At 50.6% G+C, this 25,823-nt stretch carries 19 protein-coding genes, 2 tRNA genes, 1 other RNA gene and 1 riboswitch; of the genes, 7 read left to right on the plus strand and 15 right to left on the minus strand.

The window, feature by feature from the left end:
• Positions 1 to 25: 25 nt before the first annotated feature.
• The 4 genes from HMPREF1985_RS08630 to folB all read right to left on the minus strand — a co-directional run bounded on the left by HMPREF1985_RS08630 (position 26) and on the right by folB (position 4,613).
• Positions 26 to 889, minus strand: coding sequence for a flagellar motor protein MotB (locus tag HMPREF1985_RS08630; RefSeq protein ID WP_021772211.1), 864 nt, complete (start codon positions 887 to 889; stop codon positions 26 to 28).
• Between the two features lie 3 nt (positions 890 to 892).
• Complete coding sequence (gene motA, locus HMPREF1985_RS08635) at positions 893 to 1,687, minus strand: flagellar motor stator protein MotA (RefSeq protein ID WP_040637511.1); 795 nt, start codon at positions 1,685 to 1,687, stop codon at positions 893 to 895.
• A gap of 169 nt (positions 1,688 to 1,856) precedes the next feature.
• Positions 1,857 to 3,998 (minus strand): sulfatase-like hydrolase/transferase, encoded by a 2,142-nt coding sequence (locus tag HMPREF1985_RS08640; protein WP_021772214.1) that lies wholly within the window; start codon positions 3,996 to 3,998, stop codon positions 1,857 to 1,859.
• 252 nt (positions 3,999 to 4,250) lie between these two features.
• The gene (gene folB / locus HMPREF1985_RS08645) at positions 4,251 to 4,613 is read right to left on the minus strand and encodes a dihydroneopterin aldolase (RefSeq protein WP_021772215.1); all 363 of its coding nucleotides are present in this window, start codon (positions 4,611 to 4,613) and stop codon (positions 4,251 to 4,253) included.
• Positions 4,614 to 4,701: 88 nt separating this feature from the next.
• Between folB and HMPREF1985_RS11740 the strand changes: the two genes are divergently transcribed.
• Positions 4,702 to 4,830: a hypothetical protein gene (locus HMPREF1985_RS11740; protein ID WP_255349305.1), complete on the plus strand. Its 129-nt coding sequence runs from the start codon at positions 4,702 to 4,704 to the stop codon at positions 4,828 to 4,830.
• Between the two features lie 9 nt (positions 4,831 to 4,839).
• On the opposite strand, the gene HMPREF1985_RS08650 is transcribed toward HMPREF1985_RS11740, so the two are convergent.
• The 4 genes from HMPREF1985_RS08650 to HMPREF1985_RS08665 all read right to left on the minus strand — a co-directional run bounded on the left by HMPREF1985_RS08650 (position 4,840) and on the right by HMPREF1985_RS08665 (position 9,135).
• Positions 4,840 to 5,469, minus strand: coding sequence for a C40 family peptidase (locus HMPREF1985_RS08650; protein WP_021772216.1), 630 nt, complete (start codon positions 5,467 to 5,469; stop codon positions 4,840 to 4,842).
• A gap of 38 nt (positions 5,470 to 5,507) precedes the next feature.
• Positions 5,508 to 5,715, minus strand: a riboswitch (cyclic di-AMP (ydaO/yuaA leader).
• A 192-nt stretch (positions 5,716 to 5,907) separates the two neighbouring features.
• Positions 5,908 to 6,261, minus strand: an RNA gene (gene rnpB, locus HMPREF1985_RS10875) — RNase P RNA component class A.
• Positions 6,262 to 6,321: 60 nt separating this feature from the next.
• On the minus strand, positions 6,322 to 8,904 hold the full coding sequence (locus HMPREF1985_RS08660) for a 3'-5' exonuclease (protein ID WP_021772217.1): 2,583 nt from the start codon (positions 8,902 to 8,904) through the stop codon (positions 6,322 to 6,324).
• A gap of 30 nt (positions 8,905 to 8,934) precedes the next feature.
• On the minus strand, positions 8,935 to 9,135 hold the full coding sequence (locus HMPREF1985_RS08665) for a hypothetical protein (RefSeq protein ID WP_040637514.1): 201 nt from the start codon (positions 9,133 to 9,135) through the stop codon (positions 8,935 to 8,937).
• A gap of 141 nt (positions 9,136 to 9,276) precedes the next feature.
• Between HMPREF1985_RS08665 and lgt the strand changes: the two genes are divergently transcribed.
• The 4 genes from lgt to HMPREF1985_RS08685 all read left to right on the plus strand — a co-directional run bounded on the left by lgt (position 9,277) and on the right by HMPREF1985_RS08685 (position 10,790).
• On the plus strand, positions 9,277 to 10,065 hold the full coding sequence (gene lgt / locus HMPREF1985_RS08670; protein WP_021772219.1) for a prolipoprotein diacylglyceryl transferase: 789 nt from the start codon (positions 9,277 to 9,279) through the stop codon (positions 10,063 to 10,065).
• Between the two features lie 63 nt (positions 10,066 to 10,128).
• Positions 10,129 to 10,587 carry an adenosylmethionine decarboxylase gene (speD, locus tag HMPREF1985_RS08675; RefSeq protein ID WP_021772220.1) on the plus strand — a complete coding sequence of 153 codons (459 nt, stop codon included), beginning with the start codon at positions 10,129 to 10,131 and terminating at the stop codon, positions 10,585 to 10,587.
• Between the two features lie 45 nt (positions 10,588 to 10,632).
• Positions 10,633 to 10,709 (plus strand) — tRNA-Pro (locus tag HMPREF1985_RS08680).
• A gap of 4 nt (positions 10,710 to 10,713) precedes the next feature.
• A tRNA-Arg gene (locus tag HMPREF1985_RS08685) sits at positions 10,714 to 10,790 on the plus strand.
• Positions 10,791 to 10,855: 65 nt separating this feature from the next.
• Here the strand turns inward: HMPREF1985_RS08685 and htpG are convergent.
• Entirely contained in the window at positions 10,856 to 12,808 is a 1,953-nt protein-coding gene (gene htpG, locus HMPREF1985_RS08690) for a molecular chaperone HtpG (protein WP_021772221.1), read from the minus strand.
• A gap of 339 nt (positions 12,809 to 13,147) precedes the next feature.
• On the opposite strand from htpG, the gene HMPREF1985_RS08695 reads away from it, so the two are divergent.
• Positions 13,148 to 13,807 carry a hypothetical protein gene (locus HMPREF1985_RS08695; protein ID WP_021772222.1) on the plus strand — a complete coding sequence of 220 codons (660 nt, stop codon included), beginning with the start codon at positions 13,148 to 13,150 and terminating at the stop codon, positions 13,805 to 13,807.
• A 74-nt stretch (positions 13,808 to 13,881) separates the two neighbouring features.
• On the opposite strand, the gene HMPREF1985_RS08700 is transcribed toward HMPREF1985_RS08695, so the two are convergent.
• Positions 13,882 to 14,949, minus strand: a complete 1,068-nt coding sequence (locus HMPREF1985_RS08700) for a tartrate dehydrogenase (RefSeq protein WP_021772223.1) — start codon at positions 14,947 to 14,949, stop codon at positions 13,882 to 13,884.
• 210 nt (positions 14,950 to 15,159) lie between these two features.
• Between HMPREF1985_RS08700 and HMPREF1985_RS08705 the strand changes: the two genes are divergently transcribed.
• Positions 15,160 to 16,326, plus strand: coding sequence for a hypothetical protein (locus HMPREF1985_RS08705; protein WP_021772224.1), 1,167 nt, complete (start codon positions 15,160 to 15,162; stop codon positions 16,324 to 16,326).
• 119 nt (positions 16,327 to 16,445) lie between these two features.
• Here HMPREF1985_RS08705 and HMPREF1985_RS08710 read toward each other — a convergent pair whose 3' ends face one another.
• The 5 genes from HMPREF1985_RS08710 to HMPREF1985_RS08730 are packed head-to-tail and all read right to left on the minus strand — an operon-like array spanning position 16,446 to position 25,817.
• Positions 16,446 to 17,573, minus strand: coding sequence for a cysteine desulfurase family protein (locus HMPREF1985_RS08710; protein ID WP_021772225.1), 1,128 nt, complete (start codon positions 17,571 to 17,573; stop codon positions 16,446 to 16,448).
• Complete coding sequence (gene brxL / locus HMPREF1985_RS08715) at positions 17,570 to 19,042, minus strand: BREX system Lon protease-like protein BrxL (RefSeq protein ID WP_155943545.1); 1,473 nt, start codon at positions 19,040 to 19,042, stop codon at positions 17,570 to 17,572. Before brxL ends, HMPREF1985_RS08710 begins: the two co-directional genes overlap by 4 nt.
• Before the next feature lie 14 nt (positions 19,043 to 19,056).
• Positions 19,057 to 19,257 carry a hypothetical protein gene (locus HMPREF1985_RS08720; RefSeq protein ID WP_021772227.1) on the minus strand — a complete coding sequence of 67 codons (201 nt, stop codon included), beginning with the start codon at positions 19,255 to 19,257 and terminating at the stop codon, positions 19,057 to 19,059.
• Positions 19,254 to 21,617 (minus strand): BREX-4 system phosphatase PglZ, encoded by a 2,364-nt coding sequence (pglZ, locus tag HMPREF1985_RS08725; protein WP_021772228.1) that lies wholly within the window; start codon positions 21,615 to 21,617, stop codon positions 19,254 to 19,256. The genes HMPREF1985_RS08720 and pglZ overlap by 4 nt, the downstream gene beginning before the upstream one ends.
• Positions 21,618 to 21,629: 12 nt before the next feature.
• Positions 21,630 to 25,817 carry a hypothetical protein gene (locus HMPREF1985_RS08730; protein ID WP_021772229.1) on the minus strand — a complete coding sequence of 1,396 codons (4,188 nt, stop codon included), beginning with the start codon at positions 25,815 to 25,817 and terminating at the stop codon, positions 21,630 to 21,632.
• Positions 25,818 to 25,823 lie beyond the last annotated feature (6 nt).

Genomic DNA, 25,823 nt, shown 5'->3' on the forward strand with positions numbered 1-25,823 from the left:
GCCGGCAAAAGCCGGCTTTTGGTTCTCAGTGCGGTGCCGATACGACAGCAGCTCCCCCCATGGAAGTCGGCGTTCCGCTCGCACCAGAGCCCCCCGGTGCTCCCTGCGAAACACCATTCGCACCTTTCACGCCTTCATTCGGATTGAACTGATTGCTGCGCGCAATCAAGATCTCTACGCGGCGATTCTGCGCACGTCCTTCATCCGTGGCATTATCCGCAATCGGACGATACTCGCCGTAGCCGATCGCACTGAACCGCGCGGGATCCAGTTTCCCATTGATCGAGAACAGGAACTTCATGAACGTCAGCGCGCGTGCCGAACTCAGATCCCAGTTCGTCGGGAAACGCGCATTATGGATCGGCACGTTGTCTGTATGCCCCGTGATGATGACACGCTGTGACACCGTTGCAAGAAGATTTGCTACGACAGGTCCGATCTTCTGCGACTCCGCAACGAGATCCGCTGAGCCCGACGGGAAGAGTGCCTTCTCCTTGATGCGAATCATCAAGCCATCGTCCGTCATCGCCGTCGAGAGATCTTCGTCGAGCTGGTTCTGCTGGATGTAGTCGTCCATTTCCTTCTTGAGCTGCTCAAGCTTCTGATTCTCTTGAATGTACGCCGAGTTTCCCTTATCTTCATCGTACGGGATCTCCGCCTGACGGCCAGGGCTCGGTCCCATCTGATTGAAGAACGACGGGCCGCCCATATTGAATGCCGAACTGAACGCCTGTGCCATTGCCGTTACTTTCGTCTGATCTGTCTGTGAGATTGCAAAGAGTGAGATAAAGAGCGCGAGGAGCAGCGTCATGAGATCCGAATACGGAAGCAGCCAAGCCTCGCTTGCTTCTTCCTCATGGGGTGCTCCACGCTTTTTCCGTTTCGCCATATCTTACTCGCCACCCTTCAGTGCGTCACGCTGGGACTGCGGGATGAATACCATGAGCTTTGCTTCGATGGCCGTCGGCGAATCGCCTGCCTGCAGGGAAAGAATGCCCTCTATGATCATGCGCTTCTCGCTGACCTCTTCCTCCGACAAGAGCTTGAGCTTGTTGGCGAGCGGCAGGTAGATAACGTATGCCGAGAAAATACCGAGGATTGTCGCGATAAATGCAGCTGCGATGGCATGACCGAGCTTATCGACATCGTTCAGGTTGCCGAGTGCTGCGATCAGGCCGACGACGGCACCGAGAACGCCCAGTGTCGGTGCGTACGTGCCTGCCTGCGAGAGCATGAGACGTCCCGTCGCATGGCGTTCCTGCATGACCGAAAGCTCCGCGTCGAGGACATCGCCGACGAAATCCGGATCCATGCCATCGATGACCATGCCGAGACCGGTACGGAAGAACGGGTCTTCGATCTCCTGCACCTTGCTCTCAAGGGCAAGGATACCTTCACGGCGCGCGATTTGGGACAGCTCGACAAAGAGCTGCAAAAGCGCAGCCTTCTCATGAACAGGCGGCTTTTTGAACGTCATGCCGACCAGCTTCGGGAACGTCTTCAGCTGATCCATCTTGAACGCGATGAACAGGCATGAGAACGTACCACCGATGATGATAAGGAATGCTGCCGGGTTGTTCATTGCGCTCAGCGGCGCGCCTTTCAGGATCATACCGACGAAGACCGATATAAGACCCATGACCAACCCTATGACGGTCGATATTTCCAAAGTAAATGCCCCCTTAATCTTTGCCTGCGCAACAAAGCAAAACTCCCCTTTTTGCTTCTGCTTCCGTTACAAGCCCTTTTGCGGAGCTTGTGCTGCATATTATATATTATTCTATGGGCACGCGAAAAATCCTAGCAATTTTTGAAAAAAATTTTTTTCTATCTCTAATAAAAGGGTATCGGCTCGGTTAGATTTTATCGGCATCACCTGGTTTTCGTTCCTCATACCATGCGGGCCGCGCTTTCCGCATATCGGGCCACTGCAGGCCATGGCTGTCAATCGTATCGAGGAAAGCCTTTGCAATGCCGTCGAAAAATTGAATCACGTTTGCATCCTTCGTCTCTTTTTCCGTACCGCGACGATAGACCACGCGTTTCGCGCCACGAAGATCGGCACGTCCATCCTCATCCGTGATCTCCAGCGACTTGAGGCGCCATTCGTACGCCTTCGTGCGAATCGCACAGAAAAAGGGGATGCCAGGATAGAGGGACATGCTGATCGCGTACCCACGTTCTTCACCGCCAAGCACCTTCGGAACGCATCCATCCACAACGCGGACGGGGAAGCCCAAAAGCGATCCGAGGGTCGGGAAGATATCCACCGTGCTCGTCATTTCTTCCACTCGTCCGAGTGAAGGAACGCCGCCTCCGCGAAGCATGAAGGCCGCACCGGTTTGATAATCACTAAGAAGATAGTGGTTTTTCTCATAAATGGGAAGGCCGTGGTCCGAATAAAGCATCACAAGGAATTCATCTTCCTCGTAGTGCTCGGCAATATAGTCGAACAGCCAGCCGAGCGCACGATCCGTCTCACGTGCCGCCTCACGCGTCCATGCCGCATAGCGTTCATTTTTCGGCAGGTAAACGGAAGTCACCTTGCCCTCGCCGACCGTATTGCGTTCTGCAATAGGAAGAGAAGTCTGCGCCGAAAGCGGAAGCTGACCTTTCGTTCGCGGTCCCCAAGGATGCAGATCCATCGTATGCACGACCAGGAATTGGTCCACCTCATGAAACGCCTCTAGCTGCGAAATCGCTCGCGCAACGCCATCATGCACGCGAAGCCCGTACGGATTCGCAAGGATACGGTCATGTCCATCCAAGACCTCTGTCCAAACACTATCGCCCGCACCGAGCAATATCGTGCAATAGTAACCAAGTTTTTTCATTTCCCTCGAAAGGGTCTGCACATCCGGATTGATCGCGTACGATTCGCGTTCACTATAAATCTGCGTGTGGTGCGGATAAAGACCGGTCTCAATGGACGGCACCGATGGATATGTGTATTCCGAAACCGAATGATGGTCATCGAAGATGACGCCTTGTTCAAAAAACCGCAAAATATTCGGCACGAGTGCATACATTTCGTCTTTGATGGCACGCCAGCAAAACGCATCGAGAAAAAGGCTCAAAACGACCTTGCGTCTTTTCGGGCTGTGCCCAAGCGGTATCGGCGCCCCGCATACCATCGTCTGATCGGAAGAAATATTGGTTGCCTCTTTCAGGCGATAAAACTGAAATGCATACAGGCCAAGGTCATTCCCGCCTGCCTTTCCTGTCTGGAGTTCATGGAAGCGGAACTCCTGCCCAAGCTCTGTGCCCGCAACCGGAAGGATAGCCCCGCCTTCAGGCACTTCCACACGATGTTCCTCGCCCGCCGGAAGCTCCGCTGCCTTCATAAGATCAAATGGAAGATCCGCATCCTCAACGAGCCTTTCATGTGCTGCGATATGTTTTAAGAGCATCCCGCGGCCATCCAGAAACGATGCCGCCTCCACATAGGCGCCAACCCAATAGCGTTGTTTTTCTCTCTGATACATGGTAGGAAGAAACGTACCGATATACGACTTTTTCTGATCCAAAAGCCCTTCCTCTGTCATCTCCATGCGATGCCGTGCAACCGGCGCATAATTCCCTTGGCTCATGCCAAGGGAGAGAAACTCCAGCGAATCGTTCAGTTCATGGCGTGGCACATCGAGTTGGATCGGCATACCATACAGATCGGACAGAAAGCCCATAAAGAGCATCGCCATGGGAAAATCGCGCTCCGCTTTATAAACGTCGCGAAGCACTTCCCATAACACAAGATTCACTTTTCGATGGCGAAAGGCTTTTTTCGCGTATTCGGCTGCGACGGAAACGCCCCCTTGTGCGAGGGCGTAACGCGCATAGAGAATCTCCCCCTCCGCATCATCCGCATCGCGTTTCCAAAACCGTGCGAGCAGCGCCAAATACGCATCATCGAACGCTCCCGCTTCCAACTTTTCCATCAGGAGATGAAAAAGCCGAATTCGTTCCCGCTCTTCTTCCGTGTATCCCGCCTTGTACTCCATGACAAACTTCCTTATAACAGCCAAATTCCTAACCTCACTGCCATATTGTACAAGATTTCATCTTTTTTGTACACAAAAAGAATCCTGCAGATGACCAAGAAGCATCTGTGCCGGCTCAGTCCGTAGCACATCGACCAGCCAATGCAGCATAGAAAAAGCGCAGCAGCATGATGGCTGCTACGCTCAGGCCTAACGTTTTGGGGATCACGACACGACAGAATGAACCGGCTTCTATGCAACGGCACGCATGTCTTACTTCGCTTCGCGCGTCGTCTCGACCTCGATATAGTCCATCGGGCCGGAGATTGGAACGGACGGCTTGCGGATGCGCGTCGTAACGCGTGCAAAATGCGGATATTTCGCGAGGAGCTGGTTCCCGATATGTGCCGAGAGCGCCTCAAGCATCTGAAAGCGCTTGTTCTCCGTCACTTCTTTTACGATATCGTAGATCGAAGCAGGGTCGACGCCGTCCTCGATCCGATCCGTGTCGGAGACCCGGTCATCTTTCGTGTCAACCTCAACGTCAATGTAAAACTTTTGTCCCTGCTCACGCTCGTACTCATAGACACCATGAAATCCATAGAACATCATGTTGAGAATCCTAACTTTTGTCATTTCTTCCGCTCCTTATTCATAATTGTCTCGGCATTACATTTCCACCCATTTGGAACAATTCGCTAATGCAGGAGGATTTCCTTCTTCAATGCGTAAAAAGATCATCCCAAAACGTGTATGCAATCATCAAGAAAACGAGCAGCAAAAGGAAAGCGTCGCCCATCCAAAACCATCCTTCTTAAGAGAAAAAAGAGAGGCAGATGCCTCTCTTACATAACGCATGGTATCACATGACACGGCGCGCGCCAATGTAGCAGGAGCCCCAATAAGAGCTGTAAATCGAGGCAATCGAGACACCCTGGCTCGAAGATGCATTGATGAATTCTCCGTCGCCGAGATAGATGCCGACGTGAGATGGGCCAACATCGTACGTGGAGAAGAATACGAGATCGCCCGCCTGCAGCTCGCTCGTCGAAACAGGATAGCCGCATTCATACTGCGCATCTGCCGTACGCGGAAGGTAAATGCCCGCATTTGCGAAAACGTAACGAACATAGCCGGAACAGTCAAACCCGCTCGGCGTCGTGCCGCCAAAAACGTAAGGAACGCCAAGATAGTTCATCGAATCCGATACGACACGCCGCGCAATGTAGTTCGACCCGCGCGAAATCTCCGGCATCGACTTGCCGAGAAGCGCCGCATACGTCGACGGACCGACGAGGCCATCCGCTTCAAGCCCCTGCGAAGCCTGGAATGCTTTGACCGCCTCCGCCGTAGCAGGGCCGAATGCGCCGTCTGCCGCGACATCGTAGCCGAGGCTCGCAAGCTGTCCCTGGATCTCGGCAACATCACTGCCCTCGTCACCAACACGGAACGCAGAAGCGCTGCATACAGCGAACCAGCACATCAAGACCATGGATAGTAGAAATACACGCGTTGCTTTTCTCAAAAATCCACTCCTCTCTTTATTCGCCTACGAGGTTAGCTGCCGGGTTAGGATGAAGAAAGCCACCCTCGCATGCACTGCCATGAAGGCAATCCTGCCTGACACCGCAGTGGCATGCGTTCACCCCATACCGCAAGGTTCTGTCCAAAACCTGGATCAGCGCCTTGCGAGACATTGGTTCCCCCGCTCCTGGGCTGGACTCGGCTTGCTGCAAACGATACACAGATGCGCCGCATGAGACGCCACGCATCCCGTTGCATGAACCCATCTATAATAATACGGCTATGCCGCATTACGCCTACTTCAAAACGAAAACTTCTTTCACTATGTTTCCATTCTTTTTTCAGATTTGTTCTTAACATGAAAACAGGCTGCGTATCGCAGCCAGTGTCATGATTCCCTTTTGTTGTCATAAGCAGTCAGTAAGCCGAGTTTTGTTCCGCTTGTGCGGCGACAATCATTTATCTAGGCACGACAGTTGCCTGCCGGCTCAAGCGACGCTACCCGGAAGGTTCCGCGGGCCGCATCATCCCTTCCCTATTTGGTCTTGCTCCGTGTGGGGTTTGCCAAAGCCAGCCAGTCACCTGACTGCTGGTGCGCTCTTGCCGCACCTTTCCACCCTTGCCTGCAAAGCAGGCGGTCTAAATCTCTATGGCACTTTCCCTAAGGTCACCCTCGCTGGACGTTATCCAGCACACTGCCCTGTGGAGCCCGGACTTTCCTCATCAGCGTAACCGCTGCCGCGATTGTCTTGACTACTTATACCAACGGGTACATTATAGCAAGGACAGACCCGTTTGTCAAATCCGCTTCCCTTTTGTCCTACAAGCGTTCGACACGATCCCTCGGCAAAGCCCGCAGGAAACGGCTTGCCGTGCGTTCATGTCCATAGAGATATTGGCTCCAGGAGAGGAAGAGCTGCTTCTTCGCGCGCGTGATCGCAACGTAGAACAGACGCGCTTCCTCTTCCATACGGTCATCCTGCCCGACGGAAAAACTGGGAAATGTCCCTTCCTGCAGCCCTGCGAGAAACACGTAGTCAAATTCCGTGCCCTTCGCTTGATGGATCGTGAGGATCGGAATTTTCGGATGTGTCGAAAGCGCATCGAGCTCCGTTGTCGAAAGCGTCGCATAGCGCAGGAAGCGTAGGACGGCGTCCATGGGGCGCATGCTCGGATCATCGAAATCGCGTGCCTGACGGAAAAGGTCGCGCAGGTTCTCGATGCGCTGCTCTTCCCCTCGCGCGCGGTAGTAAGCGTCAATGCCTGCATCCACGACGATGCGGCCGAGGAGCTGCCACGGGCGCAGCGTGCCAGCCGCCTCACGAAACGCGTGCATGTGCATCGCAAAGTCCTCAAATCCATCTTTCCACTTGGCCATATAGATACGTCGCTCTTTTTCATGCGGGCGCACGTCGTGCTCGACGACATAATGCAGGATCTCTGCGGTCGCACGTATATCATCGAACGCATCGTGCGTGGACTCATGCGAAACGCTGCAGAACTTGCCGAGATACGAAAGCTTATAATTCGGAAGCTCCGGATAAAATCGCCGAAACAAGTCGAGCGTATCGTAGTACGTGCGGAAATCGAGCTGTGGAAGACCGAGCCGCGCGAGGTGGCTGCCGAGAATGGAAAGATCGTACGTCACGTTGTGCCCGACGATAACGCTCCCTTTGGCAAACACACAAAATGCCTGCAAGACATCTCGCGCATTTTCGCCGTGCTCCCTTAACCACGCATCCGTGATATGGTGAACGCGTTCGCTCGTGCCGACTGAAATCGACGGCGTGAGCAACCGATTGAATTTCGCCTTTGCTTTCCCGTCTTTCGCAAGCCGAATGCCGGCGATTTGAATGATCTCATCGCGTGTCGCGTCCAGCCCCGTCGCCTCGACATCGAAGACGACGACATTCTCTTCGTCAAGTGCCGTGAGGAGCACGGCAAATGGATCGCCAAAGCGTCTCGCCGCATCGTCGAGGTAGTCTGTGATGCGAATGCCCGCTGCCCGATAGGCAGCGGCCGCTATCTTTCGGATCGTAGCAGGTCCGATCCCGCGCCCGAATCGATTTAAGAGGCGAATGCAGCTTGCCGTATCGTGTTTGTTGACGATAAGCTTCAAAAAGGCGAGTACATCCTTGATCTCCTGCCGCCGAAAGAATTTCATATCGTCGATGCGCATAAAAGGCAGCCTCTCCTCCTCCGCAACGAGTGTGGAAAGACTGCGAAACTGCCCGGACAAGTCTTTGTTGTACCGATTGCTTCGCGTCAAGATGCAGATACGCGACGCATCATCCGGCGCGAGCTGCTGGATCTGCCCGTAGATCCACTGTGCTTCTTCCGCAAAATCCATTGCGCTCTTCAAGAGGATCGGCGCACCGATGCAGGTGCTCGCCGCGTGAATCCCCTGCGGATAGAAATCCGCAACACGCCTCCCAAAGAGTCCCTTGAGCACGCCGAACGCCGCCGACAAGAGCGTCTGCGTCGCACGGTAATTTTTCGTAAGCACGATGCGAATGGGATGGTATGCCAGCTCAAATTGATGCAGCACGCATTCCGGCCGCGATCCGCGCCACTCGTAAATGGTCTGAAAGCAATCGCCCGCGAGCAGCAGCCTGCTCGTTCCGAAGATGCGCGAGAGAATCGCATACTCCAATTCGCTCGTATCCTGCACTTCATCGATATGAATGTAGGCGAACCGACGCGCCCACTTGATCGCCACGGCATCCTCGGCCAAAAGGCGCGCCGCCCCTGCGATGAGATCGGTGAAATCCAGCCCGTGCAGCTCATGGAGCCTTTGATCGTACTCTGCCGTGACACGCGGTCCATTCCCACACCACCAGAGGAAGAGCCGATTGTAAAAATGAAAACCACCGTCAACAGCAAGGCGGCGCAGGCGCGTCTCCTGTTCCGTTCGAATGCATTCCAACGCCAAGCGGTAATCTGCAAAGACGTCGCCCGTATCGATGGCACGGGAAGCGCGCTCCGTCTTGAGCTCCGCGACGAGATTCTGCACGGATAAAAGCGGCCAATCCTCTTCCAGGAGGTCGCGCAATAGGCTTTGGCAATCGACTTCATCGAAAATTGCCGCATCGGAAAAAAAATCTCCGCTGCGCTTCGCCTCCATGCGTAAGACGTCGTAGCAGAATGCGTGAAATGTCCGCACGAGCACGCGCCTGCCAGCCTCTCCTACGCGCTCCTCTATGCGGTCACGCATCTCACGGCACGCTTTATTGGTAAACGTCAGGCATAGGATTTCCTCCGGCTCCGTCTTGCCGGCTGCCAAAATATTGGCGATACGGTATGCGAGCGTATTCGTCTTGCCCGTTCCGGCTGGTGCGAGCAGCAAGATGTGATCCGTCAGATTTTCTGCTGCCTGACGCTGCAATTCGTTCAGCCCTGCCATGCACGCGCCTCCTTTTTACACATCGCGAGCTTATTCCTTCTTGGCGAGTGCGTCTTCAAAGGCATCCTGACAGGAATTGCCCTGATACGCCTTCAATATCTGCTCATAAGGCGTCGGTTCCAATCCCAGCGCAGCGAACTTGTCGTGCATGGCGACGACTCGTTTCGCTGCATGATCCTTGATTCCAAGCTCTGCCGCCTTTGCCATAAATTCTGCCGTTGTCATGCCCATCGAAATCCTTCTTTCTTTATCCATAAGACAATATGCCTAAATTCGCCGCCGCTCGCCTGGATTCCTTCCGCCCTTCTTTTTTCCCGGTGATTACGCTATAATACGAGAGGACATAGCGCTTGAAAGGATGTAACATATATCATGCACCAGTACCTGTTTCATATCGGCAATTTCCCCATTCGTACCTACGGACTCGTGCTTTGCCTCTCCATCATTCTCGCGACAGGCGTCGGCTGCTTTCTCGCAAAGGCAGACCGAAAGGGATATGAAAAGCACCTTCCCGACCTCGGCATCTGCTGCGGCATTGCAGGACTCCTCGGCGCGCGTCTTTGGGACGTATTCTTCTTCGACTGGGAATACTACCATGACCATCTGACGGAACTATTGAACGTTTGGCAGGGCGGCATGGCGATACAGGGCGGCGTCGTTGCCGGCGTCCTCGCTGGCATTCTCTACTGCCGCAAGCACAAGCTCGACACCATCCACCTCATGGACGTACTCGCGCCGGCAATTGTGCTTGGCCAGTCGCTCGGCCGCTGCGCCAATCTTCTTAACGGCGACGCGTTCGGCGCGCCGACAGGCACAAGCTTCGGCATACTCTATCCGGCAACGACGCTCGCCCACCGCGTCTACGGCGAGCAGCCGCTTTGGCCTGCCGAGGTTTGGGAAGGGCAGCTCGACCTCGTCATATTCGCGCTTCTCCTGATGTTCCGCACGACAAGACACGCAAAAGGACAGTGTTTTGCACTCTACGCCATGCTCTACAGCCTCGTTCGTTTCGGTCTCGAATTCCTGCGCGGCGATTATACGGAAAAAGTGCTCAGTCTCTTCACGAGCGCCCAAACGACAAGCCTGCTCGTCTTCATCGCAGCAGGCGCTTGCTTCATCATTCTCGGGGTCCGTTCCAAGAAAAAGCGTCCCGCTGCTTGATTTGACTCCATTGTATTTTATCCCTTATAATGAAAATAAGAACTATTCAAAGGAGCATAGCGAATGAAGATTCTAGCCCGCCATCTCACGGCTGACCTTTTCAACTGCAAAAACAGCCGCCTGCAAGACCTCACGATGATCAAGGAATCCCTGCAGGAGATTCTGGGGAAGATTGAATCGACACTCATCACGAGTTCCGTCGAAAAAATCAGCGAGGATCATTACGCAGCCATGATTCTTTTTCGCGAAGGGCATATCACGATGCACGTATACACCGCGCTCAAATACGTCGCCATGGATATATTCCTCTGCCAAAAGAACGCACAGCCCGACAATATTGCAAGCACGCTCCGCGAATTCTTCAAGCCAGACAAAATCAAAACGACACTTCTGAAGCGCGGCGATTTCGGATCCGCCAAGGACATACGGCCAAAGGTCAAAACACATGTTGCTCCGCTGCGCAAAATCCACAATACCGGAGCGAAAGTCATTCGTGCTCTCGCACGCAGGAATCGCTATTAATCGTTTGACATTCGGGGACGAAACTTGTATACTACTATGGTATGTCGGGATGTAGCGCAGTTTGGCAGCGCGCCTGCTTTGGGAGCAGGATGTCGCAGGTTCAAATCCTGTCATCCCGACCATTTTGCGTCAGTAGCTCAGTTGGATAGAGCAACGGCCTTCTAAGCCGTGGGTCGGGGGTTCGAATCCCTCCTGTCGCACCATGCAATCAAAAAGGGCCGTGGACAAAATGCCTTCGCGTTTTGTCCACGGCTCCTTTTTCTCTCCTTTACTTTGCCATAAGCTTTGCGAGTTTGTTCGCAAACTCGACGGGATTTTCGGGCAGGATCCCTTCGATGAGGAGTGCCTGCGTGTAGAGAAGGTCACAGTATTCCTTGAAGTCCGCCGAATCCTTGCCCGCCGCATGGAGTTCTTTGAGCTTCTCAAAGAGTGCATGGTGCGGATTGAGCTCAAGAATACGCTTCGCCTTGAACATCGGATTGTTCATGTCGGCGAAGGTCTGCTCCATCGAGAGCGACGGGCCGGCTTCATCCGCGACGAGGCAGACCGCGCTCGACTTCAAACGGGCGGAAACCTTGACGTCGGCGACCTTGCCGCCGAGCGCTTCCTTGACGTCCTTGATGAAATCGTCATTTTCCTTCTGGATATGCTCCGCTTCCTTGCGCACTTCCTCGCTCTCTGCATCGTCGAGTCCGAGGTCGCCGCGGCTGATGGAATGGAATGGCTTGCCGTCATACTCGCGCAGCGTCTCAATCGCAAACTCGTCGACGGGATCGAGCAGGTAGAGCACTTCGATGCCCTTGTCGCGCAGCGTCTCCATCTGTGGAAGCTGCTCGATCGTCTCCTTGTCGTGCGCCGTCGCATAATAGATCTTCTTCTGGCTCTCGGGCATTCGCTCTGTGTATTCCTTGAGCGACACGAGCTTTCCTTCCTTCGAGCTCGTGAAGAGAAGCAGGTCTTTGAGCTTGTCGATCGTATCACCGCCAGAATACATGCTGTTGTAGACGCCGATCTTCAGTGACTTGCCGAACTCGTTCCAAAACTTCTCATAGTCCTCGCGGCTGTTCTTGAGCTTCTTTGCAAGGCTCTTTAGGATATTCTTTTCGAGCGCGCGGCCGATGGTCTTTAATTCGCGGCTCTGCTGCAAGAGCTCGCGCGAGATATTGAGTGAGAGATCCGGGGAATCGACGAGTCCTTTCATGAAGCGCAGGTAGTCCGGCAAAAGATCCTTGCACTTATCCATGATGAAGACGTGGCGGCTGTAGAGCTGCAGTCCCGGCTCGTAGTCCGTCTGGTAGAGGTTGAACGGCGCGTGCGCAGGGATGGCGAGCAGTGCCGTGTACTCGATCGTGCCCTCGACCTTCGTGTGAAAGATTTCCATCGGGTTCTCCCACTCATGGAACTGGTGCTTGAAGAACTCGTTGTACTCGTCTTCCTTGATGTCGCTTTTGCTCCGCGTCCAAAGCGGCTGCATCGAATTCAGCGTGCGAAGCTCCGTGCGCTTCACCTTTTCCGCACCTTCGATCTCTTTGCCGTCCGCGTCCTTCGGTGTCTCCTCGAACATAAAATTCATCTTGATCGGATAGCGGACGTAGTCGCTGTACTTCTTGACGAGCCGCTCGACTGTGTAAGGATCCGTGTAGTCGTCCTCGCCTTCGCCCGCATAGTCTTTCGCGAGCGTCAGCGTAATCGACGTGCCGCGCTTCTCCTTCTCGCATTCCTCGATCGTGAACGAGCCGTCTGCCGTCGATTCCCACTTGTACGCTTGGCTTTCGCCCGCCTTGCGCGTCACGACCGTGACCTTCTCCGCAACCATGAATGCCGAATAGAAGCCGACGCCGAACTGACCGATCATGTCCTTGTCCGTGACGTCCTCATTCGACTCCTTCGCTTTCTTGAGCTCTTCGAGGAATGCCTTCGTGCCCGACTTTGCAATCGTGCCGATATTCTCGATGACTTCTTCGCGCGTCATGCCGATGCCGTTATCGGAAATCGTCAGCGTGCGGCTCTCCTTGTCCGGCACGAGGAAAATCTCGTAATTCTCGTCGCCTTCCAGAATGTCGCGATTCGTCAGTCCTTCGAAATGAAGCTTGTCGATCGCGTCCGACGCGTTCGAAATGAGCTCACGCAAAAAAATCTCGTGGTTCGTATAAATCGAATGGATCATCAGATCCAAAAGCTGGCGGGTCTCCGCTTGAAATTCATGTGTCTCTTTTGCCATGTCTCGTCTGCCTTTCCTTCTTCCTATTTTTTAGCACTCCTTCACAAAGAGTGCTAAAATATATTATGTAATATACTACGAAAAGGGCAAAATGTCAAATTAAATTCACGCCCTTCGACAATTCTCTGATCGGTACGAGTTCGTGTCCAAAAATTGCATCCCATGATTGAGCCGTGTTATAATGTGCACGGCAAACAGCAGAAGCATGACGTACAGGAAACGCCCTTCCGAGGCGGTTGGAGGGCGTTTCGATTCCCATATTGCTGGCAGGGCTGAGCGCCTAAGTCTCTTGCCTTTGTCTCGCCATGCCATTTGAAACGATCATGGAAAACGAGAAACATGTTGAACAACAAAGCCAAAAAAAAGAAAACAAAGACGGACACACCGGAAATCGAACTTCGCCCCTTTCCGCCATTCCTGCCACCAAATGCGACCGTGCTGATGATGGGAAGCTTCCCCCCAATGAAAGAAAAACGCGCGATGGCGTTCCACTACCCGAACTTCCAGAACGATATGTGGCGGGTCTACGGGCTCGTGTTCTTCGGCGATGCAACGCATTTCCAAGTGCCGGGAGAGAAGATGTTTGACGCAGCGCGCATCAAGGCGTTCCTCACGGAACGCGGCATCGGCTCATGCCCCGGCGTGCGCCGCGCCATCCGCACACACGGCAACGCATCCGACGCCTTTCTGCAGGTCGTGGAGACCGTGGAGCTGCCCGAAATCCTGCGTGAGATTCCGCAGTGCCGCCGCATCTGCACGACAGGCGGCAAGGCAACTGAAATTCTCTTTGCGCTGCTCACGGCGGAGAAGAAGGGGAAGGACGTCAAGACGGGCGAGACCGTGCCCGCGCGCTGCGGGGATCGCACGCTCCTCGTCACGCGCCTGCCGTCCACCTCGCGCGCCTATCCGATGCCCCTTGCGAAAAAGGCAGAAGCCTATCGAACATTTTTTCGCGCGGCAGGATTCGCGGTAGCAGAAGAAGCAAGCCCCTCCATATAAACCGCGCGAAACGCACAATAAAGCGCCTCTGCTGAGCATGCATGCCATGCCGCAGAAGCGTTTTCTTTGCCGTATTAGACGCGCGGCAGGACCGCGCAGACGGCCGAGCCGACTTCCTGCGTGTTTGCCTTGCCGCCGAGGTCTGGCGTCAGCGTCTTCTTCTCCGTGAGCAGCGTCTCGATCGCCGCAATGACCTTCTTCGCCCAGGCCTCCTGCCCGAAGAATTCGAGCATCTGGCTTGCCGACCAGATCGCGGCCAAGGGATTGGCGAGTCCCTTTCCTGCAATGTCCGGCGCGCTGCCGTGGATCGGCTCGAACATCGAGGGGAACTTCTTTTCGGGGTTGAGGTTCGCCCCCGCTGCAAGCCCCATGCCGCCCGCGATCGCCGCGCCGAGATCGGTCAGGATATCACCGAATAGATTGCTCGTCACGACGACCTCAAAGCGTGCCGGGTCTTTCACGAAGAACATGCTCGCCGCATCGACGAGGAGCTTGTGCGTCTCGACCTCTGGATATTCGTGCCCCAGCTCCTCGAAGATCGCATCCCAGAATACCATCGAATAGCCGAGCGCATTGCCCTTCGAGATGGAGGTCAGCGTCCTCCCCTCGCGTTTTGCAAGCTCATAGGCGTAGCGCATGACACGCTCGCAGCCCTTGCGCGAGAATACGCCCGTCTGCAGCGCAACCTCCTCCTTGGTGCCGGGAAACAGTCTTGCGCCGACATTGGCGTACTCGCCCTCGCTGTTCTCGCGGACGACCACCATATCGATATCCCCGCGGCGCACGCCCGCGAGCGGGCACGGCGCGCCGGCGAGCAGCTTCACGGGACGCAAGTTGATGTACTCGTCAAAGCCGCGGCGAATCTTTAGCAGGAGGTCGCCCAGCGAGACGTGGTCCGGCACGCCGGGGTAGCCAACCGCGCCGAGGTAGATCGCATCGAACGCACGGAGCTTTTCGAGCGCGTCCGCCTCCATCATCTCCCCCGTCTTTAGGTAGTACTCACACCCCCATGGAAAATCCGTGAACACAAATCGAAAGCTGCCGTCGAGTGCGGCGACCTGCTCAAGCACCCTTTTCCCCTCGCCAATGACCTCCGGGCCAATGCCATCGCCTGCGATGACTGCAATGTTATACGTCTGCATGAAAACGCCTCTTTCTCCTCTGCTGCAATTCTTTCGGCTAAGCCCCTTTTCCTGATTACACGTTCCATTATGACACCACTTGCTTATTTCGTCAAAAAACAATCAAAAAACAATATGGAAGGATCCAGGATAGATTCCGTGTTTCCTTGAAAAGGATCTGCTTTCTTCTTATAATGAATTTATTGAGATACGGAGGGGGCAATAACATATATGGCGAAGAAAGAAGCGAACACAGACCTTTGGGTGGCAAAGCAGCTTGAAGCGTGCAAGATTTCATTCGACGCACAGGGAAGCAATATCAAAGAGTTGAACGAGGCTCTGAAAACGGCATCGAAACGTGGCACAGGCAACGCTGGTTATCCTGAGTACGTGGCTGTTGTCCGAGATTTCGTTCTCGTCATTGAGGACAAAGCGTCACTAGACAAGCAAATCCATCTGACCGACAGCGGCGTCATCGCCACGGACACGAAATCCATCACCGACTATGGTGTGAATAGCGCATACTTTTATGGCAAGCACATCGCGCAGAACAGCGCATTCAAAAAAGTATTCGCACTGGGTGTGTCCGGGGATGAAAAGCACCACGCCATCACGCCTCTATGGGTGGATGACCGCGAAGGCTACAAACGCTTGCCGGACATAGAGTCTTTCGTATCATTCTCACCGAGCAACATTCAGGAGTATTACACACGCTATGTACTCGAAGAAGCAACCGATATCGAAAAGACGACCGAGCAGATTCTAAAGGATGCCGCAACCCTGCATGAATACCTGCGCACATACGGCACGCTGAAAGATCAGGACAAGCCACTTGTCGTGGCTGGCATTCTGCTCGCATTGGACGAAATCGACTACGGCGGATTCCGCATGGATTCCCTGACGGGCGACCAACTGCCCGGAAACCGAGACGGGGACAAGCTGATGAACGCCATCCGAACGAGGCTGACCCGCTCCAACGTCGGGCCTGATGCAAAGAAGGACAAACTATTGTCGGAGTTTTCCATCCTTCAGACGAGCTTCCGGTTAAATGAAACCAACGATGTGCTTGGCAAGACCCCACTGAAGTATTACACGGAATTTCTTTACGAGCACGTATTCAAAAACATCAAATACCAAAAAACATCCGAGGACTTCATCGGACGTTTCTACGGCGAGTTCATGAGCTATTCCGGCGGCGATGGCCAGACACTCGGCATCATTCTGACACCCCGCCATATCACGGACTTGATGTGCGACCTTGTGGATGTGCAGGCAGACGACGTCGTGCTGGACAAAAGGATAGCTTATTTGATACAAGCAAACGGCAAAGAAAAATCCTCGAAAGCCCTTGATATAAGGGACTTCGAGGATTTGACTAATCTGAGGATTGCGGCTTAGAGGACGATTTGGAGAAGTACGGCAGAATTTTGCCGCTCAAAAACCAGCAGGGGTTGCATCGAAAATTGCCTGCCGTTTGTAGAGTATCGGATTTTGAAACCCCACCGTTTGCAGGGTTCTCAATTTCGATTATGGAAAAGTATTTTTTTTAATCCATCTGCGATTGCATCCACATCTTGCTCTGTATTATTTTTGCCAAGAGAAATACGCACCGTTCCCTTGGCAAGCGATTCCGGCAGATTAATTGCCTTCAATACATGAGATATTTCTTTGCTATGGCTATTACAAGCTGAGCCGGTAGCAATGCTAATTCCCATTAAGTCCAATCTATGAAGGATGGCTTCTCCGTCTCGCCCGTCAAACGAAAGGCTGATAAGTCCCGGAAGAGTATTTTCTCCTCCGTTGCGGACATATGATACATTAAAGTCACTCAATTTTTCCAGAAGGTGCCGTTCTAATTTTCTCACATAATCACGGTTCGTTTTTAGATTTTCGATATTTGATTTGAGAGCAACCGCCATACCCACTATACCAGGAACATTTTCTGTTCCCGCCCGCAATCCACTTTCCTGTGAGCCACCATCCAAATAGGGAGATACATTTGTCCCCTTTCGAATATAAAGAAATCCTACTCCTTTAGGTCCGTTGAATTTGTGAGCCGAGGCTGAAAGCATATCGATGCCCATCTCATCGACATTGATATCAATATGCCCGATAGCTTGAACGGCATCGGTATGAAAAACGGCATCATGTTCATGAGCAAGATTGGAAAGTTCTCGAATGGGCTGAATTGTGCCAAGTTCATTATTTGCCGACATGACTGTAACTAAGGACACCGTATCGGTTATATGACGTTTAAGAATTTCCGATGCAATAATTCCATCTTTATCCGGCGTCATATATACCACCGAGTAACCTCTGCCTTCCATCACCCTGCAGGAATTAAGGATAGCATGGTGTTCAATGGCAGACGTTATAACGGTTCTTTTTTTTTCGTCTGAACCTGCAATAATTTTGACAGCCCAATTATCGCTCTCAGTGCCGCCAGAAGTAAAATATATTTCCTCTGGACTGGCATGGATGCATTGAGCGATTATCTCACGAGCATCCTTCAAGGCTCTTTTGGGAACACGAGAAAAAGAATATATCCCGGATGCGTTACCATACTCTCCAAGCAGAAAAGGCTTCATGGCTTCGAAGGCATCTGTATCAAGTTTAGTTGTGGCAGCGTTATCGGCATAAATCATAATTCCATCCCTTTACAGGATAAATTGGGCATTAACTTGTCGGCCTGCGTGTATTCCTTTGGGTCAATGATACATAACTGCTTATAAATATCACTTCGCATCTCAATGGCGGGCTTCAAGCAATACTTCCAAAAATCATCAGGTGATATATCATCTGAGCTTCTCACATGGGGGAAAAGCAATTTTAGAAATGCGGTCGTCATTCGTTTGATGGCAGTCATGTGACGTTTGTATGCCTTAGGCGGTGCGACAATCATTTCGTTCACTATTGCTGCATAACTGATGTCCTCTCGCAACGAATGCATCACTTCAGCGAAATATTCAGTGTTAATTGCCCATCCTTTGCAAATCATACCTGTGCTAAAAGCCGGAATCCTCCAGCCGGGGATAAAGCCGTGAAATCTGTCAAGCGTTGCCGATTCGCCAAAGACGGTGCTTATATGTTCCACCATATTTTTGTTTACATCAAATCGCTCTGCATTGATGTTTCCAAGCACTATCACACCGGCGTGCGCCCTTATCATGGCATCAAATCCCTTAATCTCGCCTTCTTCCATATAGTGCTTCATGGCCTGCTGAATTTGACCCGGTTGGTCAAATGTAATGGATTGGACTTCATCAAAACCGACATAGTCGAATCTTGTAAGCAGACCGCCCATTTTTTTTGCATTATCATATATGAGCGAGGCTCTGGATACGGTACCGCCGCTGATGAGCCAACCGCGTTTGCTGATTTTCTCAAATACATAGCTTTTGCCGGTTCCCTTCGGAGCGAGTTCTATCAAGTTTATCCTTTTTTCGACAAAGGGCAAAAGCCTGCGCAAAAAGAATAATTTCGTCGTTTCGTCCGCTTCACCATGCTCATCAATATAGCTGTCGGGATTGTAATCCACAGCGCTAATTATCACATCAATCCACTCATGAATGTCAAAATTTTTTCTGGCTTCCCGATAAAAATCAAGGTCAACCGAATACGGGCAAAACGGTTTATAATTGACCATTGTGATAGTGCCTTTAGGATTTTTTTCCGTACCCTGCATGAGCCAAGACAAACTTAAAATACCCCAATTTTCGCTTTCTTTAAGCAGGGTATCCTTCCACTTGTCCGCAACATCATACGCCACAATGCCAGCTGCTCCGCCTCTGGCTCCGCCAAAGTCGGGCAACTCAAATATCGTGTGGCCTGATTTTACATCAACGGTCACTCTCACCCGCGCTAAAAATTGCACGGTTTCACCATTAACCATTTGAAATTTATATTGCTCGAAATCTTCTTTGCCGGGGATGTAACGCTTGATATAACGGCCAACGCTATCATAATCGATGATGCCATCTTCGTCCGAAAATTTCATAACCAACCAATCCCGCATATAGGAAGGAATGCTAAGATTGGAAAAGTATTCACTTCGCTCAGGGTTCTTTAGAACCACCATATCTACGAAGACTTCCCTTATTTTATCTTCAAGCACAAAAATCCCCCTTATCAAAGGAACAAAACACAGCCTTGTTCTTTAAATTCCTGTATTTTGTCTCTAAGATCATCGATGGTGCAACCGATATAGTCCGCAAGGCAATCCAAACAATAAAATTCCATCGTATCAACATCTATAAGCTTTTGGGAAAGGGCGATTTCGTCTTTCCGCAGCCTTTTTCCGCAATCAATGCAGAGAACTTTTCTGCTCATGGCAAGTCACCATCATCATTTGATAATGCTGATTTTATAACCAAGTCCTCAACGCCTACAATTTTTCCATCGGCGACTATCGACACATGATGCATCCCGCTTTTGATGTCTTTGAATTCCATCATCCACTCTTTTTTGTTGCTAGTCGCACTCACAAGGGCATCGATTGCTCCTGCCTTCGCCTGTAAATCATTGACCGGCTGATTGAAACATATACGACATCTTGCCTTTCGCATAAATATTTTTACAGGATTTTCACCCCAATTGGCTGAAAGTGGCAATGTTTCAGTACTATCAAAAATCACAACAGGAACGAGGGCTTCTTCTGGCGTTGCTCCGCCATGAATTTCCCCGTATGTGGCATTATCGTCATCTGCTCCCGCAGCGCGACCACTGAATTTGAAGTGATCATAGTTCCTGAAGACAATATACGAGTTTCCCGCATCGTCTTTGGCGGGAATCTGCGTTTCAGGCAATTGCATTTGATAGGTGTCGATTTTGGTTAATCCGTAACGACCGTGGGACATGGGCGTTACATTATTTGCTTTGATGCCGTCTCTTTTGTGGAAAATACGCGCAGCCAGTCTGCTTGTTCCATGATCCCCGGTAATTATTATACGGCGGTAATCTTTTAGCAAGGACATTACTTTTTTGCTTATCTTTTCTGAGACAAATTCTATCTGTTGCTCCACACATGAGTAATAATTGGCATCATCTATGACCCCATTATGTGCGAGTATATCCAACCTATTAAGCGTCTTATCGAAAGGAACGCTCATTTGTTCCCATTGCTTATTAAATTTTGTTTCGGTAGGGAGATTTGCCTGCGTGATGGTTATGTCCACTATCTTCCCGCAATTAATGCGGTTTAAAGACCAGCATAAAAGCGGTAGCCATTCGATGCCCAATGCATCAATCCAAAGCACTATCGATTGCTCGTTCAACGCATTATGTATGGCGGAATATCGAGAATCATAGTCATCTATTTGTATGTTTCCAAAGTAAATTTGGTCATCCTTGGGAAGAGTGTTTGATAATTTGTATCCCTTATAAAGATACATATATCTCTTTAAATCTTCATTGTACGATGTTTCGTTTAGATATGCGCATAATTCGGGATATATGGATTCGAAATGCGTAAACAAATCCGGGATGTTTTTCTGCTCACGGATTAAATTGCCGGCAATATTTACTATAAACGCCTTGTCCCTTGCGTTATCACTCGATAAGTATGAAAGCTGTTCTTCGAGAGTTGGCAACTTAGCCACAGCGGCAAAATAGTCATCATCTTTTTCTATCTTCATGAGATGAATCAATGTTTGGCTTTCTGATATCCAAGCGGGATGTGTTTTATTGACATCGAATATGCGATGTAAGATATTGCTCTCGACATCCATAATATTTTTTGATTTTGACAGGCAAAAGCAAATATAGCTATCATCGGGATGCAGGTTATACCAAAGCCTTACCAATTGTTTCTGACCCCGTGAAAATGCATTCCATTTGCCCATCACATCGAATGCCGAGAATTTCTCTACATTCAAGCAAGAAGAAATGGATTCATCAACAGAACTTCCATGCGGAGCTTTTTCAAAAAGACATTCTTGAGCTTCCTTCGGGCAGTATTCTTCCGTCAGCGTATTGCCGCCGTGCATATTTGTTTGCATAAAAGACAGCATATCTTTGACTGTTCGTACAGAAATATTGCCATTGATTCGGCGAATAAAATCTATTCTCCCCGTAATCAACACATATTCCGACATATTTGCCGGCGGGTTAGTCCAGTAATCATACCATGAGCGCAAGCCGTCAATAACCACCTTGCCGAAGCCAATCAGTTGAGGCTTGTAATTTCTAAAAGCGACAGAAAGAATATCAATATTTAGTTTCTGTTCTTCGTCACTATCATTTACGCAATCAAAGAATACTTCATCCGTTCTCTCTATTTTGTCCATAAAATGCAGAGATTTATCATGCCATTCTCCGCTGCATCCCCAAAGGGGAATGATGATTCTGCCCCTTTGGGTTGAAGGCCAATTATTATTCCACAATTTATCAAAGCGACGAGACTGAACTTCATCGTCGCCAAAGAAGCGCAAATATTCGCTTACCCCCGGCAGAATCAACCATTTCCCGTAATGAATCGGCGAAATAAGATTTTCGTATGAAGGAAGAATGTCATCCCCATCAAACAAATACGATGACGGCACAACCTCGGCATGAGGAAGCTTACGGAGACGAGCAAGCAAATCGCTATATTGGGCGATATTTTTCACCATGATTGCACGGCAGCAAAACCTGTGCTGCTGATTTTGTTCCTGCTCAAGCTGCAGGGTGTTTATAACCTGCTCTACAGTCAACGCTCTCGCCTCCTACATCTTAAAATCATCGCAATATTCGGGGTGCATATCCAGGAATGATTGCACTTTAAGCCTAAGCTGACTTTCATCCATTGATTTTACATGATTTTTCGTAACGCTAAGTTTCTCGCGCTTCGACTTCTCCTGCTGCTCTTTTTTCAAAATTTGCAGAAGTATGTTTAAATCGAAGGCATCCCAAGTGCTCATGTCATTGCCCATTTTCATTTTTGCGCTGTTCATGACACGGTCTTTTTCTTCTCTGAAGATGCCTTCGTATTCTGCGCCAACGAGGTGAAGCATTTTTTCAAAAATCACATTGTCATCCGTTAGAGTGCTTTGCTCCATCGCTTTCAAAACCGCATTAGCGGTTTCCACATCGCGATTAAGCGTCTGCTGATTCCGCTGAACGTCAATAAGAGTGGAAATAGCCTTTCTATGCTCCTTGGCTACAATCCACATAAGCGGAACATTGTGGCTTGAACACCATTCCCGTACCGTATCGCATCCGGTTTTGGAGTGCCAATTTTCCTGCAAGATGATACGATTTCTGGCATGGCTTATTTGATTGATTTGTGATTTGAGTTCCTTTTCAAATTGCGCCTCGGATATGTCAACGGTCATGTCCTTAAGCCCGGCATAAACGGCATCAATTTCCTGCTGGGAACATTCCAAACCTTGAGCTTCTATCAATTCGGCTAAAATCGGTTTGGCAGCTTTAAGGAAATCCATAGCCGTTTTCCCGTTCGACGACAGTTCTATCGCGTCACTATTTCGTTCCTCGGCAGAAAGATGAACCCATTTCCCGGTATAGACTTTATGCATGGCATCAAGCGCAGGAAACCAAGGTTTGTTCATTTTGCTTATTATAGACAGGGGAATACGAACCATGCGGAAGAGATTGCGAAGGTCTTTTTGGGCATCATCAACGCTATGATATACTTTCCCCATAGCGTCATTTAATGTGTCAAGATAGCGGTATTCATTAACAACGGATGCCAGCTTATCCTTGACTTGTTCCTCCGTCCAAGTGTAAATCGCATCCTGCATGACAAGATGCAATTTGTCGCTTAGTTCTTCCGGCTGGATGGTGAGTTTTTCAGCAATCTCCCTTAAGTTGGGAGAGGCATCGAAAATGAACGAGCGGAACGCCTCGCTAAGCAAATGCTTGTCCTGAAAAGCCTTGGTTAGCACCGGACGAATTTTCGCCTGTCCCTTAAAAAGTTGATTGACGCTTCCCATGATGTTCTCATGGTCTTTGTCTTGGGCGATAAACTTTTGCATCTCTTGGACAATATCTGCCGCTGTATGCCAAGCCTCGTCGCTGCCGTAGGCAGATTGGGGCAAATATTTCAAAGTCCAAAAAGGCGCACCGCTCTTGGTGACGGCTTCGCGCATATTGTGCCAGCATTCCATCTCGTTTGCCACTTGCACATCCGTAAAGTCCATTATGCCCTTTCCATATTTTCTAAACAGCTGGAAAGTTTGGCTGCCGGAAGAAAGATAATCTGTGGTCATTTTGCCTTTGACGGTTTCATATACCAGTTTTTTGAGGGTTGATTCTCCCAAAACATGGGTGGCTTGGGTATTGTCCGTCCAGCTGTATTCGCTGTCTTTATATCCGGCAAAAACATATCCCAAAAGGACGCCGCAAGCAATCGTGTCATAATACCCGAAAGGCGGCATCATAAGTTCCTGCCATAAGTCGGAAAGATTGACCCTCTGGCCGGATTCGAATTTCTCTTTGACAATCGTGGCAAGCCTTCCGATGGCATCAGCGGCAATACTCCCTTTAAGCTCTGCCATCTCATTAATGTCGGTGACGGACAGCATATTGCCCAATCCTGTCAGAACACCCTTTAACTGGGAGCTATTGGTTGTCCGCTGGATTCCCGCCAAGGGCGCAGAATCATTGCAAGGCTTATATGCCGTATTCGTCATGACAATGGATTCCGGGCCGTAAGGGAAGAGCTTGTCTCTCACATTCAGCTGAATCGTTTTTCTGAGCTGGGGCATTCCGTATTGGTTGTTCCAAACGGTATCGCCATTCCAAGCCATAATCTTGCTCCCGTTCACAGCAGGCTGAACCCAAGTGGTTATAACGGAAGCCGCCTCCATCTCCGCTTGCGAAGCCGCCCCTGTCTGACCGCTTTCCTTTGCCATTTCCTGTTTTGTAAGGGCATTAAGCCATTTCTTACGGGTATCGTCTGTCAGGGGATTTTTTAGGAGGGCAATCGTAATCCTTTTATCCACATCATTGGCGCGTTTAGCCAAATCGCTTTGTATAGCCATGTATTGGTTATCGTCGCGAACGGTAACGATTAACAGACCCAATTTATAGGAAAACTTATCCAAATCCTTTTCTATCTCGTCCAAACGGTTCTTTATGGAATTCGTCTCCGCACAGCAAACACAAATCTTCATACGTTTTAAGGTTGCGTCATTGGCATCCCATGCCACTTTTTCAAATTCCTTAGCGAAAATGCCATCCTTGGAGAACATTTGATATCGGGTGTATCTCTTGTCAAGGATATCATAGTGCATTTGGAATGTGCCGCCGTCATTCTTGAAGGGAAGCTGTAGCTGGACTGTGCCGTTTGCCGCCGTATCAAGAACCAATATCTTGCTGTCTTCAAAAGTTTGCAGAAGATCCTTGACTTTCGCCTTGTCCATTACACCGGCAAGGCAAAGAGCCGCGCAATCCGCCGTGGCGACTATCCCTCCATGGTCGCGGCTTCCGCTGTAGATTCCTTTGACGGAGGACATGACAGCCAAAAGCAACATGACGATTTTAAACAAACGATGGGCGTTTTCGTCATTTTCCACCATATGCCGGCTATCTTCGTAGTGGCGAATGTATTCCGCCACTTTAACGTCCTTGTCATGGAAGTCGCTGTTACGGGTAAAGAAATAATCCCACAGCCAATCGGGAGTCAGCCAACGAGCCTCATCATCCGGGCCGTAGTGATTGATATATCCCACAAAGCCAATATCCTCGTTGGCGGTATCCTTCATAAAACGGAACATGGTACGCTCGGCGGCGGCATAATTTTCAGCCACACGGGAAAGCAACCGAATGGTCATGGGGTGCATGGGACAGAGCGCATTAATCATGTTAGCCAATTTATCGTCAAGACCGCTCATGTCCGCCAAAGAGGGCATGATTTCCTTGACCACCTGCTTGCGAGCCTCTTTCCAATGCTCTTCCATGCCTGTGTGCGTGTTGATGGAACCGGCAATCAAATCCAGAGCGGCATCTGCCGTCAGGTGAAATTCGACTTCGTGGAAGCGATGGGCAATGAGCTGATAATTTGCCTCGCCGCCCACGCGGGATACAAGATCGGCTGATTTATGCACGATAAAGAAAGCAAAAAAAGGTTTTACTTTGGTAAACTCGGAAAGTTGCTGCACCACCGTATGGTCATCGGAATAAGCTACATACTCCGTAAATTCATCCCAAATAAAAATGATGCCGCTTTTGGCTAGGCCGTTGGCTTCGATGATTTCCGCCACCCAATTCTGGAAGGTTTCCAGATTGTTGATGAGTCCCATATTCTTTTGACGGAGTACACGCGCCACTTCTTGCACCGCCGTCAAATCGCCGGCATCGACTTTTGCGCGCAAAGAATCCACGGACGCATAGGTATTGCCCAGAACCGTGGTGGAAATCATCATATCCCAATTTATCGTAGGGTCGTCCAGCTTGTTTTTCACGGAGGTCAGCAAAGACTCCCCGCCAAGCTCGGCATTATCGCCGTAGTTTTGTTCCAAGGCATCGCGGATTGCTTTTTCCGCTTCAATCAGCATCATGTCGCCGGAGCGGATGCCCGTGCAGCCGGTTTTCCAAACCACCAGATAATCGCCGTTCGCCCGGCATTTCATAAAACGGTTTTTGAACTGGGACAAGCGGCTCTTTTTCAAGAAGGTGTCCACCACATCGGGCTTTTCGTCAAAGAGATGCTTCACCAAAATAGCTGCGTAGCTTTTGCCCGTGCCGTAGGAGCCGTTAATCCAAAATGAGCGACGGGCATCGGGAGCTTCATTGCCCAAAGATCGGCACATAAACTCCATCAGGTTCATCATATCGTCGCCAACGATATACTCGCGCCAAAGCTCGGGATTACGCTTGTCGGCATCGATATCCACCACGGACTCGAAAGCCGGATTGATTTCCAGATAGTTGCTGTATTTCGTCACAGGCATAATGCT

Origin of the sequence: Mitsuokella sp. oral taxon 131 str. W9106 (genome assembly GCF_000469545.1) — a bacterium.
GTDB lineage: Bacteria > Bacillota > Negativicutes > Selenomonadales > Selenomonadaceae > AWVT01.